Consider the following 17112-nt stretch of genomic DNA (forward strand, 5'->3'; position numbering starts at 1 on the left):
CGGCCAACCTGAGCCTGCTCATTGCTGGTATTTGCTGATAAACGAGTACTTGCTCCCCGCCGCTTCGACGATGGCCTGCATTTCCTGCTCCTGCGCCGGCTCGCCGACAAAGAACACCCAGACCCGAGGAAACTGCTGATCACTCAGCGCACCGCCGACAATCGCCTTGTCCAATGCCGGGTTGGCGCCGAATATCACCAGCTTTCTGTTCAGCTCTGCAGACACCATGCGGAACCTGTCGCGCATGCCAAAGCGCTCCATGCCGCCCCCCGCCACGATCATCAGGCGATCGGGAAGCACGCCGTGACTGTTGATCCGGGTAACGGCGAGCGGCAAGGCATCCTGGAATTGCGGGGAGCCATCGCGGCCCTGTTGTACAGCTGACGCCACGTCAGAGAAGACCTCGTCCTGGCTTTTTTGACGGGGAGCAGAAGCACACCCGGCAAGAACACAACACAGCAGAACCCACAGAACTCTTTTCACCGTCACTTCCCTATGCAATTGCTGGCCAGCTCCAGGCGCTGACCCTCCATCAAGGCGTCGAACATCTGCCCCCTGGCTGCGGACGAAGCGCCAAGGATCATAAACACAATGACGGAATGCGGCCGAGAAAAAACCGCCATGAGCAACGAGACACGCGGGAGATGAGCCTCCCCAAGGCATGACGGGGAGGCGCAATGACAGTATCGACCGGGGTTTATTTCTTCTTCAGGCAATCACTCATGAACGCCTTGCGTGCATCGCCCTTGAGCGCCTGGGTGGTGGCCGTGGCGTTGCAGCTCTTCATTCTTTCCTGAGGCGTGGAAGGGGTCGCGGCAGCGGCCGGAGCGGCCTTGAGGCAGGTGCTCATGAAGGCTTTGCGCTCATCGCCCTTGAGGGCCTTGGCGGTGGCCTCGGCATTGCAGGTGGTCATCTTGTTCTGCTGGGCGGTGGCGGCAAAACCCTGGGAGCACAGCAGCAGGCCCACCATCAACAACGGAATACGCAACATCTTCATGGAGTTTTCTCCTTGTCACCGCACCGACGGGCACGGCCTCCAGCGCAGTGTAGACAAAGCCTGTTACACCTTCACCTGTTCTGCAGGCCGGCCCGGCGATACTGCTCCGGCGTGCTGCCAGCCTGGCGCTGGAACATCGCGATAAACGCCGAGGCGCTGCTGTAGCCCATGTCGAAGGCGATTTCCTGGATGCTGCGCGAGCTCTCCAGGGCCTCGATGGAGGCCAGGAAACGCTGGCGCTGGCGCCATTCGCCAAAACTCATGCCCAACTCGCGCACGAACTGCCGGGCCAGGGTCCGCTCGCTGACATGGGCCAGCCCCGCCCAGTGGGCCAAGGGCTGGTTGTTGCCCGGTTCGGCCTGCAGGGCCTGGAGCACCCGCAGCAGGTCGGGGCTGCTGGCGTAGGGCAGGTAACAGGTATGCACCGGCGCCTGGCGCAACTGGTCCAGCAGCACCTGGGCAAGGCGCTGGTCGGCCTCGCCCTCGGGGATCTGCACGTCGCGGGCGGCGAAGTCCTTGAGGATCGCCTTGAGGATCTCGCTGATGGCCAGGGTACTGCCCCCGGCCGGCAACTCGGCACACAGCTCAGGGGCCAGCAGTACGGCGCGGTAGTTGATCGGCTGCGCGGTGTAGAAACTGTGGGGCGTCTGTGGCGGCACCCACACCGCATATTGCGGCGGCGACATGAAGCGCTGGCCGGCAATCTCCATGTGCATCACGCCGTGGGCCGAATACTCCAGGCAGCCCCAGGGGTGGCGATGCTCCAGGGCATGGCTGTGGGCGGCGAAGTCGGCATAGCGGAAGTACACCGGCGCGGGCAGCCCGTGGAACTCCAGGAGATCGATGTGTTTTTTGCTCATGCTGTCCGGATGTCGGGGCGGGTTGTCCGGTTCGCAGTATAGGCATTGATCCGGACAGGAGGATAATCAGCCTTCATCAACTGTCTGGTTGTCTCCATGCAATACGCTTATCCACTGCTGGCCATTTTTATCTGGGCCGGCAATACCGTGATCAACAAACTCGCCGTGGGCGCGATCTTTCCCGCGGAGATCGGCTTCTATCGCTGGCTGCTGGCGGGCCTGCTGTTCACCCCCTTCATGCTCAAGCCGGTGATCAAGCACTGGCCGGAGGTCCGCCCCAACCTCTGGCGCATCGCCATTCTCGGCGTGCTGGGCATGGCGGTGTACCAGAGCCTGGCCTACTTCGCCGCCAGCCTGACCTCGGCCACCAACATGGGCATCATCCTTTCGCTGATGCCGCTGATGTCCCTGGCCATGGCCATCGCGGCCCTGGGCCAGCGCCTGACTGCCGGAGCCCTGGTGGGCGCCGTGCTGTCCTTCGCCGGGGTACTGGTGGTGGTGTCCTCCGGCAGCCTGGCCGCGCTGCTGCAACACGGGGTCAACCTGGGGGACGCGATGATGCTGGTGGCCACCCTGGCCTACGCCATCTACAGCACCCTGCTGAAGAAATGGCAGCTACGCCTGCCGCCACTGGTGCTGTTGTATCTGCAGGTGCTGGTGGCGGTGGTGGTGCTGCTACCGTTGTTCCTGGCTTCGCCGAAGGTAGGCCCGACCCTGCAGAACATTCCGCTGGTGCTCTACGCCTGCCTGCTGGCTTCGATGCTCGCGCCCCTGGCCTGGATGCAGGCGGTGGCGCGCCTGGGGCCAAGCCGGACCACGCTGTTTTTCAATCTGCTGCCGTTGATCACGGCGCTGATTGCGGCAGTGGTGCTGCATGAGCAGTTGGCCTGGTTCCATTTGGTGGGCGGCTTGCTGACCTTGGGCGGGGTGATTCTCTCGGAGCGCTGGACCACCGTGCTGGGACCGCTCGCCGGCAAGCCGGCTTCTGCCGGGCAACGCTGAGGTCAGAGGCCGGCGGCCTTGAGGCGCCGGGCATGTTCAACGAACAGGCGGATCGGCTCCGCGCCCTTGCCCACCAGCCCCAGGGACTGATTGACGATATCGAAATGGTCCAGCGGGTAGTCATCGCCAATGACCTGCCCCAGGTGCGAGCTGTAGCGCCCCACCATGCCGTCGCACTGGCCGGCTTCACGGACGAAGGTGCGGGCGAACAGCCGGCAACTGCGGTTGGTGCCGTCGAACAGGTTACGCCCGCGATTGGTCTTGCCCGGCTGCAAAATGCCGGACCAGGAGTAGTAGTGCACACCGTCGACCTGCGCCGGCCCTTGCCCGCCCCACTCCTGCGGCAACCCCTGGGGGTACTGGCGGTTGAACAGGGCCACGCCCTCGGTGGTCAGGGACTGGTGCGAAGCATGGATATCCACCGGCTGCTTCGGTCCGCGATAGCCGGTTTCCAGCAACCGCATCAGGCTTGAAATCCCCCTCAGCAGCAGGCTCAGCACTCGCCCCCGCAGGCTATGGGCGGGTGAATGCCGTTGCAGATAATCCGCCAGCTCGGAGCCATGGTTGGGCCCTGCCACCGACGTTACCGAGGCCACCCAGTCCGGGCGCTTGGCGGCGGCGTAACGCGCGGTGAGCGCGCCCTGGCTGTGGCCGATCAGGTTGACTCGGGCGGCGCCGGTATCGGCCATGATCCGCTGGATCTGCGCCAGCAACTGCTCACCGCGCACCTCACTGGAGTTGAGCGGCGAGACCTGCACCGCGATCACCTGCGCCCCGCCCCGGCGCAAGGCCGGAATGATCCCGTACCAGTAGGGGTACAGCAGCAGGCGGACAAAGCCGAGCATGCCGGGCACCAGGACCAGGGGGTAACGGGTGGCAAGCTCTTGGGACATGCGGCGACATCCTTGTGCGAAGGCTGCGGGGCTGGCTGAAAGCTAGACCATAACCGGGGCCGTCGTCAGACCCCATGACGCTTTGGCGACAAACCGGTGACAGCCCATTTCTCCCGGCAGCTACTTCAGCCCGACCACCCCCGCCACGATCAGCCCCACCGACACCAGCTTGACCGCCGTCAGGCTTTCCCCCAGCAGCAGGCAGCCCAGCAGCACCGTGCCCAGGGAACCGATGGCGGTCCAGATCGGGTAAGCCACGCTCACCGGCAACTCGCGCATGGCCAGGGTCAGGAAGTAGATCCCGCCCACCGCCGCGACCACCGTCAGCAGCGACGGCCAGGGCCGGGTAAAGCCCTCGGCGTACTTCATGCCCATGGCGAACGTGACCTCGAAGGCCGCCGCCAACAGCAGGAACATCCAGGCCATGGCGCCACCCCCTCAGAAACTCTGCGCCAGGGCCAGCAGGCGCTGCTGGGCTTCGCCACAGGACTGCGCGAAACGCTCGGGCGCCGATTCCTCGCCTTCCGCCGCAACCACGGTGACGTCTTCGATACCGATAAAACCCAGGGCCGTGCGCAACCAGCGGTCCGCGTGGTTCATCGCTTCATGCTCGCCTCCCGGGCCAAAGCCGCCTCCGCCGCGGCTGGTAACGATCAACACCTTCTTGCCCTGCACCAGGGGCTGGTACTGGGCCACGCCGTTGTCCTGCTGGGTGTTGAAGGTCAGCCCCAGGCGCACGATGTGATCGACCCAGGCCTTGACCCCGCTGGGCACGCTGAAGTTGTGCATTGGCGCCGAGATCACCAGGCGCTGATGGCCAAGCAACTCCGCCACCAGCTCGTCGCTCAGGGCCAGGTCGGCCTGCATCGACAGCGGCCGCGCCTCGGGCTGTGGATAAAACGCAGCGGCGATAAAGGCTTCGCTGACGTGGGGCAAGGCACCCCGGCCAACCTCGCGCCGGGTCAGCAGCCCCTGGGGATTGGCCGCTTGCCAGGCCTGGAGGAAGGCGTCGGCCAGGCGTCGGCTGTGGGAACGCTCGCCCCGTGGGCTACCGTGGATCGCAAGAACTGTACTCATCTCATCTGCCTCAGACGGGTTGCTGATGGCGGCCTTGAAACCAAGGCCGGTCCACGCTAAAGCTAAGAGCACAGCCGCACTGCAACAAATGAACAGAATTTCTTCCAGATGAATTTAACTCAGCCATGGAGCACTCGATGTTTGCCCACCTGCCCCTCACCGCCCTGCGCACTTTCGAGTCCGCCGCGCGCCTGCTGAGTTTCAAGGCCGCCGCCGAGGACCTGTCGGTGACGCCCACCGCGGTGTCGCACCAGATCCGCAGCCTGGAGCACTGGCTGGGGGTGGCGCTGTTCGAACGACTGCCACGCCAGGTGCGCCTGACCGAGCCCGGCCAGCGCTTGTTTCACAGTTTGCACGGTGCTCTTTTGGAGGTGACCCAGAGTGTCGATACGCTGCGGCCCACGCCCAGCAATGCCCAACTGACCGTTTCCACCACTGCGGCCTTTGCCGCCCTGTGGCTGGTGCCGCGGCTGGGGCGCTTCTATGCCCGGCACCCCGGCATCAGCCTGCGCCTGGATACCCAGTGCGAGGTGGTGGACCTGCAACAGGACGCCAGCATCGACGTGGCGATCCGCTACAGCCAGGAGGGCTACCTGGACCTGCACGGTCTGTGCCTGTTCGACGAACGTTTCGCGGTCTACGGCTCGCCCCAGCAGGTGGCCCTGGCCCGCCAGCAGGCGCCGACCCTGATCAGCGTGCACTGGCGCAACTCCCGGCTGTATGCCGACGGTTGGCAGGCCTGGTGCGCCCAGGCCGGGGAAAGCTGGTTCGACGACGCGCCGCTGATCCGCTCCTACGACGAGGAACAGTACGCCCTGCAAGCGGCCATTGCCGGCCAGGGCCTGGTCCTGGCCAGCGACATCCTGGTGTCCCAGAGCGTGGCCAGCGGCCTGCTGCAGCCCTACCGACCCGAAGTCCAGGTGGACGGCGCCGGCTACAGCGCCCTGTGCGTGCCCGGCCGCGAGCGCCATCCACCGGTGCGCGCCTTCCTTCAATGGTTGCAGCAGGAATCATTGCTGGCCGGGCACCCGCCTCTGGCACGCAGTTGACCGCCGGGCACATCCGATAAAACTTTTTGCCGCCGCCGCGACTCACAACCAAGGTAGCGATCAGGCCAACAGAGCCTGGCGTAAATCGGATTAGCCTCCAGGAGATCGAGATGAGCGACATGCATTTGTCTGATGTGAACACCCTGCGCGAACGGGCCCGCCAGCACGTGGAAAACGGAGCCGTAACCGAGGGCTACAACGCCGATCGCGAGGAGATACTGCGCCTGCTCAACGAGTCGCTGGCCACCGAGCTGGTCTGTGTGTTGCGCTACAAGCGCCACTACTTCATGGCCAACGGGATCAAGGCCAGCGTCGCCGCCAGCGAGTTCCTCGAACACGCCACCCAGGAAGCCGAGCACGCCGACAAACTGGCCGAGCGCATCGTCCAGCTCGGTGGCGAACCGGAGTTCAACCCCGACCTGCTGTCCAAGCACTCCCATGCCCAGTACGTGGCCGGCAGCACCTTGAAGGAAATGGTCTACGAAGACCTGGTGGCGGAGCGCATCGCGGTCGACAGCTACCGCGAGATCATCCAGTACATCGGTGACAAGGACCCCACCACCCGCCGCCTGTTCGAAGAGATCCTGGCCCAGGAAGAAGAACACGCCGACGACATGGCGGACATCCTCAACGACCTGTAACGCCCTCTCCCCCAAGCCCGCCCTGCCTGCAGCGGCGGGCTTTTTTCTGGCCGCGCGCCCTGGCCCTTAGTGAGTCGGTTTCACCGTCACCGGTGCCTTGCCCGAGCGCATCTGCTGCAACAGCGGCGCGCACTGGTTGGGCTCATCGCCGCTGGGCGCCACCAGCGCCAGCAGGCCCGCCGCCGGCCCGGCAATCACCCCCAGGGCTACCATGCCGGCACCGCGCAGTACCAGGGGCACGGCCTTGACCCCGGCACTGGGCTGGATGAACTTGCCCTGTACATAAAGCGGCGAGCGCAGGGAGAACAGGCGCAGGCCCTTGGATTCCGGAGTGATGGTCAGGTCCAGTTGCTCGCTGGCCATATTGGCGGTGCCATCGATGTAGATGATGGCGTTCTCGGTGTCGAAGACGAACAGCCGGGAAGTCGCCAGGCCGCTCTTGATGCCGAAGTCGGCCGCCGCGCAATTGATCTTCACTTCCTTGTCGCCAAACATCTTGCCGACCACATAGTTGCCGACGTTGAGCCCGGCGATTTCCATCAGGCTGCGGCTGATGGCGCCATCGTTGATCAGCATCTTCAGGTCACCGTTGGCGCTGCCCAGCAGGGCCGCCACCGAGTTGCCGCGGCCGGCGATGTCGGCATCGCCATTGAGCTCGCCAAAGCTGGTCTTCATCGGTTCGAAGGTGGGGAACAGTTGCTTGAGCTTGAAATTGCGCGCCGTCAGCTTGGCCCGGCCCTCCAGCGGCGTGGTGTGGCCGTTGAGGCGGATCTGGGCATCGAGTTTGCCGCCGGCCACGCCGAAGCGCAGGGGCTCCAGGCTGAGTTGGCCGTCGTTGAGCACCAGGTGGGTGTACAGATCGGTGAACGGCAGCTCGGCGCTGTGGACGATGCGCTTGCCGGTGAATTCCACATCGGCGTCCATGTCCCGCCAGCGCTCGGTGCGGAACTCTTCCACCGGCAGCACCTTGTCCGCCGGCTGCTTGCTCTCGCCACCCCGGGCCTTCTGCTTGGCGTTGGAGTCGGCGCCGATCAGCGGCGCCAGATCGCTCATCAGCAGCTGGTTGGACACCAGCGCGCCACTGAGTTTGGGCCGTGGCTGGCTGGCCACGTAGGTCAGGTTGCCGTGGATGTCGCTGTCGCCGATCTTGCCGTTGAAGTCCTGGTAACTGAAGGTCGCGCCCGCCGGGTCGTGCAGCTTGGCAGTCAGGTGGCCGTCGGTGGAATAGGGCGGCGAATCCGGCAGGGTCACCCCGGTCAGCGGGTAGAGGTTGCCCAGGCTGGTGCCCGCCAGCTTCAGGCGCAGGTCCAGGGCGCCGAGGTTCAGCGGGTCGGTCAGGCTGCCGCGCAGCTCCACCTTGGTGTCGCCGATCTGCGCCTGGGCCTGCAGCGGAAACGGCTTGCGGGAATCCTGCAAGGCCAGCAGGCCGCCGATCTTGCCGGTGCCGGCGAGCTTCTGCCCGTGATACTGGCCCTTGACCTTGAGGGCGAAGGCATAGGCCTGGGCCTCGGCGCCTTTCTCGGCCACTTTCTTCGCTTCACTTTCACCGACGATATCGCTGAACGGGATCGGCTTGCCGAGCAGTTCCACCTGCAGGTCCAGCTGGGTCTTCAGGCTCTGGTCATCGAGGGTCACGTGGCCCTTGTCGAAACCGATGGCACCAATGTCCACCGTCCAGTTGGACGGTTCGGCGTTCGGGTCCTTGGGGTCGAACTTGAACGTCCAGTTGGCGCGCCCGTCGGCCAGGCGCTGCAACGCGGCGTCGGGCTCGGTGAGGTCGATGCGCGGAATGCTCACCCGTTGCGCCAGCAGGGCCAAGGGCGAAATACGCAGTTCGACCCGTTTGAGGCTGACCATCTGCGGCGCCTTGGACCAGTCCGGGTTGCCCAGGGTCAGGTCCTGGGCCACCACGTGGGGCCAGGGCACCCAGGCCCGCCAGCCACCCTCGTCGGGCTCGCGCTGCCAGAGCACCGACAGATCGCCATTGATCGCGAAAGGCCGGTGCAACTCCTCGGAGACCTTGGCATTGAGCGTGGGTTTGATCCGGTTCCAATCGAAGAACGCGATCACCAGTACCAGCACCGCCAGTAGCAGGATCAGGCCAGTGATGGACCAGGCGAGAATTTTACGAGTGCGCGTCATTGCACGAGGCTCCTGAAGACAACTGAGCGCCCAACCACGACGCATCGATGAACTGCCGATGGAAAAATCACCGGCCATGAAAACTACGACTGACAAAGCCCGCGCAGGTTTAGTCCGGCTACCCGATCCGCTGAAAAAACCTGCTTTCCTGATCATTCGGACAGCTTTGTGTTACCTCGAACCGCTCTCCACTGGAGCGCAAGTGAGTCGAAAATACCCACTCTGGTGCAAAAGCAATCGGCGTTAACGCCCGAGCTAGAGCCTTCGCGGCAAACAATCAATTCCGTTGATTATTACCATTGTGTTTATGAACTTTTATATCGATTTAGCGGCGGTAACATTAGCTCCGTACCCAATTTATCGCCCTACCAAGGAGCAACCCATCATGAAACGCCAACTTTTACTGAGCCTCGCCTTATCTGTTCTGGCTGCCAACGCCTTCGCCCTGCCAGCCGCTGAACAAGCCACCCCACAGGTCAAGGCCAGCCACAGCGTGTTCACCCAGACCCTGGCCGAAGGCGGTTCGGATCGCCTGATCGAGCGCAACAAAGTCGCTGCTGATGGTTACGACCGTACTCCACAAGGCCAGAGCGTTGCCGAAGACGGCTATGATCGCACCCCTCAAGGCCAGAACGTTGCCGAAGATGGCTACGACCGCACACCTCAAGGCCAGAACGTCGCCGAAGATGGCTACGACCGCACCCCACAAGGTCAAAACGTAGCTGAAGGCGGCCGTGATCGCCTGGAAGAGAAAGGCCTGGTGGAAGATGGCTACAGCCGCACACCTCAAGGTCAGACCGTTGCCGAAGGCGGTGCCGATCGCCTGGCCGAACGTCATCAAGCTGCGAGCTAAGGCCATGCTGGCCCTGGAAAAAAGCCCGGTCCCTGGATCGGGCTTTGACTTTCTATAGCAGCAGCATTTTCCCCCCTGCCTCTCCCACCTGTCTCTGACAGCAGTTCGACTCCGGCAAAGTTGATTTGCTAGAGTGCGCCGCTCCCATTGAGCAAAGAACGCCCCGCCGATGCTGCCCCGCGCCGAACAGAAGCAACAGACCCGCAACGCCCTGATGGATGCCGCCCGGCACCTGATGGAGTGTGGCCGTGGGTTTGGCAGCCTGAGCCTGCGGGAAGTGGCGAAAGCCGCGGGTATCGTGCCCACCGGTTTCTATCGGCACTTCAGCGACATGGACCAACTGGGCCTGGAACTGGTCAGCGAAGTCGGCCAGACCTTTCGCGAAACCATCCGCCTGGTGCGCCACAATGAATTCGTCATGGGCGGCATCATCGATGCCTCGGTACGCATCTTCCTCGATGTGGTGGAAGCCAAGCGCGCGCAGTTCCTGTTCCTGGCCCGAGAGCAGTACGGCGGCTCGCTGCCGGTTCGCCAGGCCATCGCCACCTTGCGCGAGAACATCAGTGCAGACCTCGCCGCCGACCTGACCCTGATGCCCAAGCTCCAGCACCTGGACGCCGCCGATCTCAGCGTCATGGCCGACCTGATCGTCAAAAGCGTATTCGCCACCCTGCCCGACATCATCGATCCCCCGGTCCAGGCCCTGCCCGAACACCTCACACCCCAGGCCAAGATCACCCAGCAACTGCGCTTCATCTTCATCGGCCTCAAGCACTGGCAAGGCCTGGGCAGTACCGAGTAACTCGCCCGCACCGCTCCCCCTTCACACTACGCGCCCCGCTCTGGGCTGCGCGTTTGCGCCTGCCCGGCCGCCGGGCACCGGATTGCAGCAAAAATATTTCCCGCGCACCAACTCAGTGCTATAAATCAGCTCAGCGCATCAATTTGTAACAATATAAAACAAGGTTTTGCCCCTTTTTCAGGCGCAGTCCCGGCATCGAGAAAGGGTTTTTCCTCTCCACCGAGTGATTGGCAAGGCCCTTGCTCTGGCTTGTGCATCGCTCATAGCTGGAAGCTTTCCGATGCTGGTGATCCACCGCAGAACCGCCCCCCAAGCCACCTGGTCCGCCGAACTGCACCTGACCTACGAGGCCCGCAGCAAAAGCCGCCTGCGCTGTTTCAGTGCCGCCGGTGAAGACGTCGGCCTGTTTCTGGAGCGGGGCCAGCCACCGCTGCACGATGGTGAGTTCCTGGAGGCCGAGGACGGGCGCATCGTCAAGGTCTGCGCGCGCCCGGAAGCCCTGCTGCACGTCACCTGCCGCAACGCCTTCGAACTGACCCGCGCCGCCTATCACCTGGGCAACCGCCACGTGGCCCTGCAGGTGGGTGACGGCTGGCTGCGCCTGCTGGACGACTATGTGCTCAAGGCCATGCTCGAACAGCTGGGGGCCAGCACCGCGCCCCTTGAGGCACCATTCCAGCCCGAGCATGGCGCCTATGGCGGCGGCCACCATCATTCGCGCCACGGCGATGAAGACTTCAACTATCCGCCGCGCCTGCACCAGTTCGGCGTCCGCCCATGAACCCGGCCTGGGCCCTGCTGCGCCTGGCCAGCCCACAGTTGCCGATTGGCGGCTACAGCTATTCCCAGGGCCTGGAAATGGCCGTGGAGCAGCAGCGGGTACATGATCAGGCCAGCGCCCGCCGCTGGATCAGCGATCAACTGCTGCTGAACCTGGCACGCTTCGAAGCACCGCTGCTGCTCGCCCACTGCCAGGCCGCAGCCGACCAGGACTGGGCCCGCTTGCAGCAGTTGAGCGAGGAACATCGGGCCAGCCGCGAAACCCGCGAGCTTTACCAGGAAAGCCGGCAGATGGGTTATTCCCTCAAGCAACTGCTGGAGGGTTTGCCGGAACTGGACAGCGATGCCCGGAAACTGCTGATGCACCAGGACGAACCACACCTGGCCCTGGGCTGGGCCCTGGCGGCACGGGCCTGGGGCATCGCCCCGGCGGACGCCCTGGCCGCCTGGCTGTGGAGCTGGCTGGAGAACCAGCTGGCGGTGCTGATGAAGACCCTGCCCCTGGGCCAGCAGGCCGCCCAGCGCCTGACCAGCGAGCTGCTGCCCCTGTTGCAGCAAGCCCAGCACCACGCCGCGAACCTTGACCCCAACCATCATGGCAGCGCCGCTTTCGGCCTGTCCCTGGCGAGCATGGCCCACGAGCGCCAGTACAGCCGCCTGTTCCGTTCCTAGGAGAAACTCATGAACGCACAACCTCTGCGCGTCGGCATCGGCGGCCCGGTGGGCTCCGGTAAAACCGCCCTGACCCTGGCCCTGTGCCTGGCCCTGCGCGAACGCTACAACCTGGCGGTGGTGACCAACGATATCTACACCCGTGAAGACGCCGACTTCCTGGTACGCAATGAGGCCCTGGCGCCGGAACGGATCATCGGCGTGGAAACCGGCGGCTGCCCGCACACCGCGATCCGCGAAGACGCCTCGATCAACCTGGAAGCGGTGGACCAGTTGAACCGGCGCTTTCCCGGGCTCGACCTGATCCTGGTGGAGTCCGGCGGCGACAACCTCTCGGCCACCTTCAGCCCCGAACTCTCCGATCTGACCATCTATGTGATCGACGTTTCCGCCGGTGACAAGCTGCCGCGCAAGGGCGGTCCGGGCATCTGCAAATCCGACCTGCTGGTGATCAACAAGATCGACCTGGCGCCGCTGGTGGGTGCCTCCCTGGAGATGATGAACAGCGATACCCAGCGCATGCGCGGCGGCAAGCCGTTCGTCTTCAGCAACCAGAAAACCGGCCAGGGCCTGGCGGACATCATCGCCTTCATCGAACGCCAGGGCCTGCTCACCGCCGCCTGACCCCGAACCCAATCCGCTCAACAAGGAAAGCCACTCCATGACCCTAAAACGCATCCTCGGGGCCCTGGCCCTGCTGCTGACCCCGGCCCTGGCCTTTGCCCACCCGGGCCATGGCGACAACGGCCTGATGGCCGGTATCAGCCACCCCATCAGCGGCCTCGACCACCTGCTGGCCATGCTCGCTGTCGGCCTGTGGGCCGCCCAGCAGCAAGGCGCCGCGCGCTGGGCGCTGCCTTGCACCTTCGTCGGCACCATGCTGATCGGTGGCGTGCTGGGCTTCGAGGGCCTGGAGTTGCCGGCCCTGGAAAGCGGCATCGCCGCTTCGGTATTGGCCCTGGGCCTGGCCGTGGCCCTGGCCGTGCGCCCGCCCCTGAGCCTGGCGATTGCCGCCACTGCGCTGTTTGCCCTGTTCCATGGCGTGGCCCACGGCCTGGAATTGCCGGACATGTCCAGCCCTTGGACCTATGCCGCCGGGTTTGTGGCGGCCACTGCGGCCCTGCATGCCGCCGGCTATGCCGTGGTGCGGGTACTGCCTCAGGCGGCAGCGCCGCTGGTGCGCCTGGCCGGTGCGGCCTCGGCCGCTACGGGCGTGTGGCTGCTGGCAGGCTGATCCCTGCTTCATCTGTGGGAGCCGGCTTGCCGGCGAAGGCGGTCTTGCGGGCCTCGTTCGCTGGCAAGCCAGCTCCTACAAGGCGGAGGTGATCTTTCGGCCTCATTCGCTGGCAAGCCAGCTCCTACAAGGCTGAGGTGATCTTTGGGCCGCCTTCGCTGGAAAGCCAGTTCCTGCCAGCAGGTCGTGCTCGGCGGGTAAGCCGCTTCGTGGGGGCTTCTCTGGTAACATGTCGCGCATTCAAAACTGCCGTGACGACGCCAGCCAATGCCTGATGTATCCCGTTCCGCCGCCTCGCCTGAATCGAGCGCTCTGTTCAACGCCATGCAGCAGCATTTCCACAAGGTGATAGTGCCGCTATGGCAGGGCCCAGGCTGGAACCCGCAGTTGGCGCTGCCCTATGAGGCGCTGGACGCCGAGCATCGGCCGCTGCCACCGCAGCGCTATCGGGCCATGGCTTGTGCCCGGCAGTTGTATCTGTTTTCCCAATTGATCGGCGATGCCGCCGCGCCCTTTGCCCAGGAGCGCGCCGCCGCGCTGTTCCGCTCGCTGCAGCGGCACTTTCACGACGCCGAGCACGGCGGCTGGTTCTACAGCATCGACCCCGAAGGCGCGCCGCTGGATCGGCGCAAGGACCTCTACACCCACGCCTTCATCCTCTTCGCCTGCGCTCACTACTGGGCCAAGGTCCGCGAGCCGCTGGTGGAGTCGGTGCTCAACGCCGCCCTGGAAGTGGTCGCCCAGCGCTTCGCCCTGGGCGACGGGCTCTACGAAGCCAGCCTCGCCGAGGACTGGTCCATATTGGGTTCGGGGCCCCTGCAGAATCCACTGATGCACCTGGCCGAAGCCTTTCTCGCGATCCTGGCCGTACGCGAGGATGCCGCGGTCCAGGCCGCGTTGCTGGACCTGTGCCAGGCCATGCAGCAGCAGTTCATCGACCCGCAGCATGGGGTGATGATGGAGAAGCCCCAGGGAGCTGTGGATAACTGGTTCGAGCCGGGGCACCAGTTCGAGTGGTACTTCCTGCTGGCCTCGTCACAGTTACTGCGCGGCAGCGCCCTGCACGCATCCGTGGAGCGAGCCTTCGCCTTTACCGAGCAACTGGGTGTCGAGCCCGAGAGCGGCGCCGTGTGCGCCATGCTCGAACTGCCGCCCCGGGCCGGCGTCAAGGACGCCACCCAGCGCATCTGGGCCCAGGCCGAATACCTGCGTGCCCTGACCTTGCGCCCGGCTAGCCAGGCGCCCTTGCTGCGTCAGCTAAAGGCGCTGCAAGCGCATTTCCTGCATGCAGGTGGCTGGAACGAATGCCTGGATGCCAGCGGCGCGGTCAGCCGGCAGGACATGCCCTCCACCACGCCTTATCACCTGGCAACCTGCTACCGCGGGCTGGCGGAATATTTTGCCTGAGGCCCTTGGCCGACAAGCCGGCTCCTGCCCCCCGTAGGAGCGGACTTGCCCGCGAAGCACGCACCGCCCATCAAGCGATCCACTTGCGATCCCCGGTAAAGCTGATGGTCAGCCAGCGCGCTGCGTCGGCCTCTCCCAACTGGCTGGAAATCTCCTCGCGCAAGCGGTCCAGAGTCGCCACATCCTGCAGCGGATAGTGCGCCGGCAAGACGATATGGATCTCGATGAACCGCGCCCGACCGTGCTTCTGCACGTAGCTGATGTAGTCGTCGAAACCATGGGCGGCCTTGGCCTGCTCCATCACGTTGCGGACCTTTTCGTCCAACTGGTCCGGGGCGATCCCCAGCACGTCACGCAGGGCCGGACGCAAGATCTTCAACGCCGGCGGCAACATGCTCAAGGCCAGCAGGATCAGGATCGCCGGGTCGACGTACACCGCCCACTGGCCGTGACCGTACTGCTTGAGCAACAAGGCGATGACGAAGCTCACCAGCAGCCCCACCGAGAGCATCGCGTCCACCAGCCAGCTGATGTTGTCGAACTGGATCAGCGAGGACTTGAGCTTGCGGTTACGCTGGCGCACGTAGAAGAAGTAGGCGAACTCCGCCACGGCGAAAAACGCCGCATAGACAATCACCAGCCCCAGCTCGACCTCGCGGCCACCGTTGATGATGCCGAACACCCCATTGAGGAAGGCATAGATGGCGATGAGCATCAGGAAGCTGCCTTCGATCAGCAGCACCATGGGTTCCAGGTGCCAGAAGCCGAACTGGAAACGGTGGTTGCTTTCCTTGGCGATCAGCCTGGCGGTGATCAGCATCAGGACCTTGATGAAGGTGGCGATCAGCGAAAAAAATCCATCGAACAGGATGGATTGGGCGCCAGAAACAAAACCCGTGACGATACCGGCGATCGCCACGGCGAACATCAGTACGGTCGATTGTTTGAGCAGAACCTGCTCACCTCGGTTACTCACAATTCCTCCTATCGAACTTCAAAAACGCCGCCTCGTGTGAGGCAGCGGCGAAATTTCTGGCGGGAATTCTAACCTGTCAGGGCTGACCACAAGCTGAAACGAATCAGCTCATGTGTATCCGAGTACAACTGTAGCCGCTGCCAAGCGATGGCGAGGCTGCGACCGCCTCCGCAGGAGGCGCAAGATCTTACAGGCGCCGGAGGGCCTCACGGCCCTGTCGCAGCCTGTGGCAGCGGCTACAGGGGGCTCATGACTTGGCGTTGCGTTCGATGGCGAAACCGGCCCAGGTCTGGCTCACAGGCATCAGCTCCAGGCTGTTGATGTTGACGTGTGCCGGGGTGTTGAGCACCCAGAAAATGGTGTCGGCGATGTCCTCGGGCTGGATCGGCTCGGCCCCGGCATAGGTGGCGTCGTAGCGTGCCTGGTCACCGGCGAAGCGCACCAGGGAGAACTCGCTTTCACACAGCCCCGGCTCGATGTTGGTGACGCGCACGCCGGTGCCCTGCAGGTCGCAGCGCAGGTTCAGGGAGAACTGCTTGACGAAGGCCTTGCTCGCGCCATAGACGTGGCTGCCCGGGTACGGGTAGTTGCCGGCGATGGAGCCCAGGTTGACGATGCCTGCGCCGCGACCGTGGGCGATCAACCGTGGCAGCAGCAGGCGGGTGCTGTACATCAGGCCCTTGATGTTGGTGTCGACCATGGTGTCCCAGTCATCCAGGTCGCACTTGGGCGCCGGGTCCACGCCCAGGGCCAGGCCGGCGTTGTTGATCAGCCCGCGCAGCTTGCTGAACGAGGGCGGCAACTGGGCGATGGCCTCTTCCATGGCCTTGCGGTCGCGCACATCGAGCACCAGGCCGTGCACCTCGGTCTGTTTGGACAGCTCCGCGCACAAGGCACTGAGGCGCTCCTCGCGGCGGCCGGTCAGTACCAGGGACCAGCCGGCTGCGGCAAAGCGCCGGGCGCAGGCTTCGCCAAAACCGGAAGTCGCGCCCGTAATGAACAGTGTGGAAGTCATGGTGTTCTCCTTGCTGGGTGGCGAGCCGCCGTTTCGATAAAAAACGCTTCGCAGCATGCCCGGGCCGGCCCCTACCGGCAACCGCGCCGTTGGCCGTAAAGAGCCGCAAGCGCTGATCGTGCCCGACGCTCGCTGTACAAAAAACACTCACCAGGCGCCAAACCACGGGTTACGCGGCCTGCAGCCATGTGCACGCACCTTATCCACAGGCCGGTCCACAGTCTTTGGGGGCAAGTGCAACGGGCTGAAAGCCGCTATCCACAGGGCCTGCGCGGGTTCAGTAGAAGTTTTTTGCTTGACCCGGACCACAGGTCCATGCACCCGGCCCGGGCAAAGATGACCGCACGGTCAAGGTTGACAAGGCCAGAGGCCAGTAACTACGCCGCTCAGAGCCGTCTTTCCAGAGTTTAGTCACAGACTTATCCACAGGCTTATCCCGACCCTTTTCCGGGTACAGCTGCGACAATAAAAAGGTTGACAAGCGCACCTTCAGCGCCCACAAAAAGCACCGATCAAAAAACAACCAACCGCCTGCAAGCCACGTTTTTAAAGGCTTGCAGCCAGCTACACCCACGTTACCCACAGCCCGCTCCACAGCAAACGGGGACAAGTCAAAACAGTGGAAAAACAACTGTTTGCAGCGTCTTTATGCCGCGTTAAAGCAGCTTGCCAGGAATGTTTTCCACAATTGCCGGACACAGGTTTGGTGCAG

General features: G+C 64.1%; 19 protein-coding genes. 10 read left to right on the top strand and 9 right to left on the bottom strand.

The genetic code is table 11. The annotated features are described in order from the left end of the window. Positions 1 to 18 precede the first annotated feature (18 nt). From KCG88_RS20675 to KCG88_RS20685, 3 genes are all read right to left on the bottom strand, one after another. On the bottom strand, positions 19 to 483 hold the full coding sequence (locus tag KCG88_RS20675; protein ID WP_047335543.1) for a hypothetical protein: 465 nt from the start codon (positions 481 to 483) through the stop codon (positions 19 to 21). A gap of 214 nt (positions 484 to 697) precedes the next feature. Beyond that, the gene (locus KCG88_RS20680) at positions 698 to 997 is read right to left on the bottom strand and encodes a PsiF family protein (protein ID WP_110595457.1); all 300 of its coding nucleotides are present in this window, start codon (positions 995 to 997) and stop codon (positions 698 to 700) included. Between the two features lie 71 nt (positions 998 to 1068). Beyond that, positions 1069 to 1857 carry a helix-turn-helix domain-containing protein gene (locus KCG88_RS20685; RefSeq protein ID WP_047283715.1) on the bottom strand — a complete coding sequence of 263 codons (789 nt, stop codon included), beginning with the start codon at positions 1855 to 1857 and terminating at the stop codon, positions 1069 to 1071. 96 nt (positions 1858 to 1953) lie between these two features. Between KCG88_RS20685 and KCG88_RS20690 the strand changes: the two genes are divergently transcribed. After that, a complete protein-coding gene (locus KCG88_RS20690; RefSeq protein WP_047283714.1) occupies positions 1954 to 2859 on the top strand; it encodes a DMT family transporter in 906 nt (301 codons plus the stop codon). Between the two features lie 2 nt (positions 2860 to 2861). Here KCG88_RS20690 and KCG88_RS20695 read toward each other — a convergent pair whose 3' ends face one another. From KCG88_RS20695 to KCG88_RS20705, 3 genes are all read right to left on the bottom strand, one after another. After that, positions 2862 to 3752: a triacylglycerol lipase gene (locus KCG88_RS20695; RefSeq protein ID WP_047283713.1), complete on the bottom strand. Its 891-nt coding sequence runs from the start codon at positions 3750 to 3752 to the stop codon at positions 2862 to 2864. Positions 3753 to 3872: 120 nt separating this feature from the next. Then, positions 3873 to 4178, bottom strand: coding sequence for a multidrug efflux SMR transporter (locus KCG88_RS20700; RefSeq protein ID WP_047283712.1), 306 nt, complete (start codon positions 4176 to 4178; stop codon positions 3873 to 3875). Between the two features lie 12 nt (positions 4179 to 4190). Then, the gene (locus KCG88_RS20705) at positions 4191 to 4829 is read right to left on the bottom strand and encodes an NAD(P)H-dependent oxidoreductase (protein ID WP_047283711.1); all 639 of its coding nucleotides are present in this window, start codon (positions 4827 to 4829) and stop codon (positions 4191 to 4193) included. A 125-nt stretch (positions 4830 to 4954) separates the two neighbouring features. Between KCG88_RS20705 and KCG88_RS20710 the strand changes: the two genes are divergently transcribed. Together KCG88_RS20710 and KCG88_RS20715 are read left to right on the top strand one after the other, a co-directional pair. Next, on the top strand, positions 4955 to 5878 hold the full coding sequence (locus KCG88_RS20710) for a LysR substrate-binding domain-containing protein (RefSeq protein ID WP_162470465.1): 924 nt from the start codon (positions 4955 to 4957) through the stop codon (positions 5876 to 5878). 110 nt (positions 5879 to 5988) lie between these two features. Beyond that, positions 5989 to 6519 carry a ferritin-like domain-containing protein gene (locus KCG88_RS20715; protein ID WP_047283710.1) on the top strand — a complete coding sequence of 177 codons (531 nt, stop codon included), beginning with the start codon at positions 5989 to 5991 and terminating at the stop codon, positions 6517 to 6519. A 66-nt stretch (positions 6520 to 6585) separates the two neighbouring features. On the opposite strand, the gene KCG88_RS20720 is transcribed toward KCG88_RS20715, so the two are convergent. Next, positions 6586 to 8661 (bottom strand): AsmA family protein, encoded by a 2076-nt coding sequence (locus tag KCG88_RS20720; protein ID WP_210713007.1) that lies wholly within the window; start codon positions 8659 to 8661, stop codon positions 6586 to 6588. Between the two features lie 385 nt (positions 8662 to 9046). On the opposite strand from KCG88_RS20720, the gene KCG88_RS20725 reads away from it, so the two are divergent. The 7 genes from KCG88_RS20725 (at position 9047) to KCG88_RS20755 (ending at position 14409) form a co-directional block, all read left to right on the top strand. Beyond that, positions 9047 to 9514, top strand: coding sequence for a hypothetical protein (locus KCG88_RS20725; RefSeq protein ID WP_011058979.1), 468 nt, complete (start codon positions 9047 to 9049; stop codon positions 9512 to 9514). 169 nt (positions 9515 to 9683) lie between these two features. Beyond that, positions 9684 to 10316 carry a TetR family transcriptional regulator gene (locus KCG88_RS20730; RefSeq protein ID WP_047283708.1) on the top strand — a complete coding sequence of 211 codons (633 nt, stop codon included), beginning with the start codon at positions 9684 to 9686 and terminating at the stop codon, positions 10314 to 10316. 280 nt (positions 10317 to 10596) lie between these two features. After that, a complete protein-coding gene (gene ureE / locus KCG88_RS20735; RefSeq protein ID WP_015633955.1) occupies positions 10597 to 11097 on the top strand; it encodes an urease accessory protein UreE in 501 nt (166 codons plus the stop codon). After that, entirely contained in the window at positions 11094 to 11768 is a 675-nt protein-coding gene (locus tag KCG88_RS20740; RefSeq protein ID WP_047283707.1) for an urease accessory protein UreF, read from the top strand. The genes ureE and KCG88_RS20740 overlap by 4 nt, the downstream gene beginning before the upstream one ends. Positions 11769 to 11777: 9 nt before the next feature. After that, positions 11778 to 12392: an urease accessory protein UreG gene (gene ureG, locus KCG88_RS20745; protein ID WP_011058975.1), complete on the top strand. Its 615-nt coding sequence runs from the start codon at positions 11778 to 11780 to the stop codon at positions 12390 to 12392. 37 nt (positions 12393 to 12429) lie between these two features. Next, positions 12430 to 13002 (top strand): HupE/UreJ family protein, encoded by a 573-nt coding sequence (locus tag KCG88_RS20750; protein WP_210713008.1) that lies wholly within the window; start codon positions 12430 to 12432, stop codon positions 13000 to 13002. 267 nt (positions 13003 to 13269) lie between these two features. Continuing rightward, the gene (locus KCG88_RS20755) at positions 13270 to 14409 is read left to right on the top strand and encodes an AGE family epimerase/isomerase (protein ID WP_047283706.1); all 1140 of its coding nucleotides are present in this window, start codon (positions 13270 to 13272) and stop codon (positions 14407 to 14409) included. Between the two features lie 70 nt (positions 14410 to 14479). Here KCG88_RS20755 and KCG88_RS20760 read toward each other — a convergent pair whose 3' ends face one another. Both KCG88_RS20760 and KCG88_RS20765 read right to left on the bottom strand, forming a co-directional pair. Then, a complete protein-coding gene (locus KCG88_RS20760) occupies positions 14480 to 15385 on the bottom strand; it encodes a cation diffusion facilitator family transporter (RefSeq protein ID WP_210713009.1) in 906 nt (301 codons plus the stop codon). Positions 15386 to 15632: 247 nt separating this feature from the next. Beyond that, complete coding sequence (locus KCG88_RS20765; RefSeq protein ID WP_041115482.1) at positions 15633 to 16400, bottom strand: SDR family oxidoreductase; 768 nt, start codon at positions 16398 to 16400, stop codon at positions 15633 to 15635. Positions 16401 to 17112 lie beyond the last annotated feature (712 nt).

The organism is Pseudomonas sp. MWU349 (assembly GCF_017947325.1).
GTDB classification, from domain to species: domain Bacteria; phylum Pseudomonadota; class Gammaproteobacteria; order Pseudomonadales; family Pseudomonadaceae; genus Aquipseudomonas; species Aquipseudomonas protegens.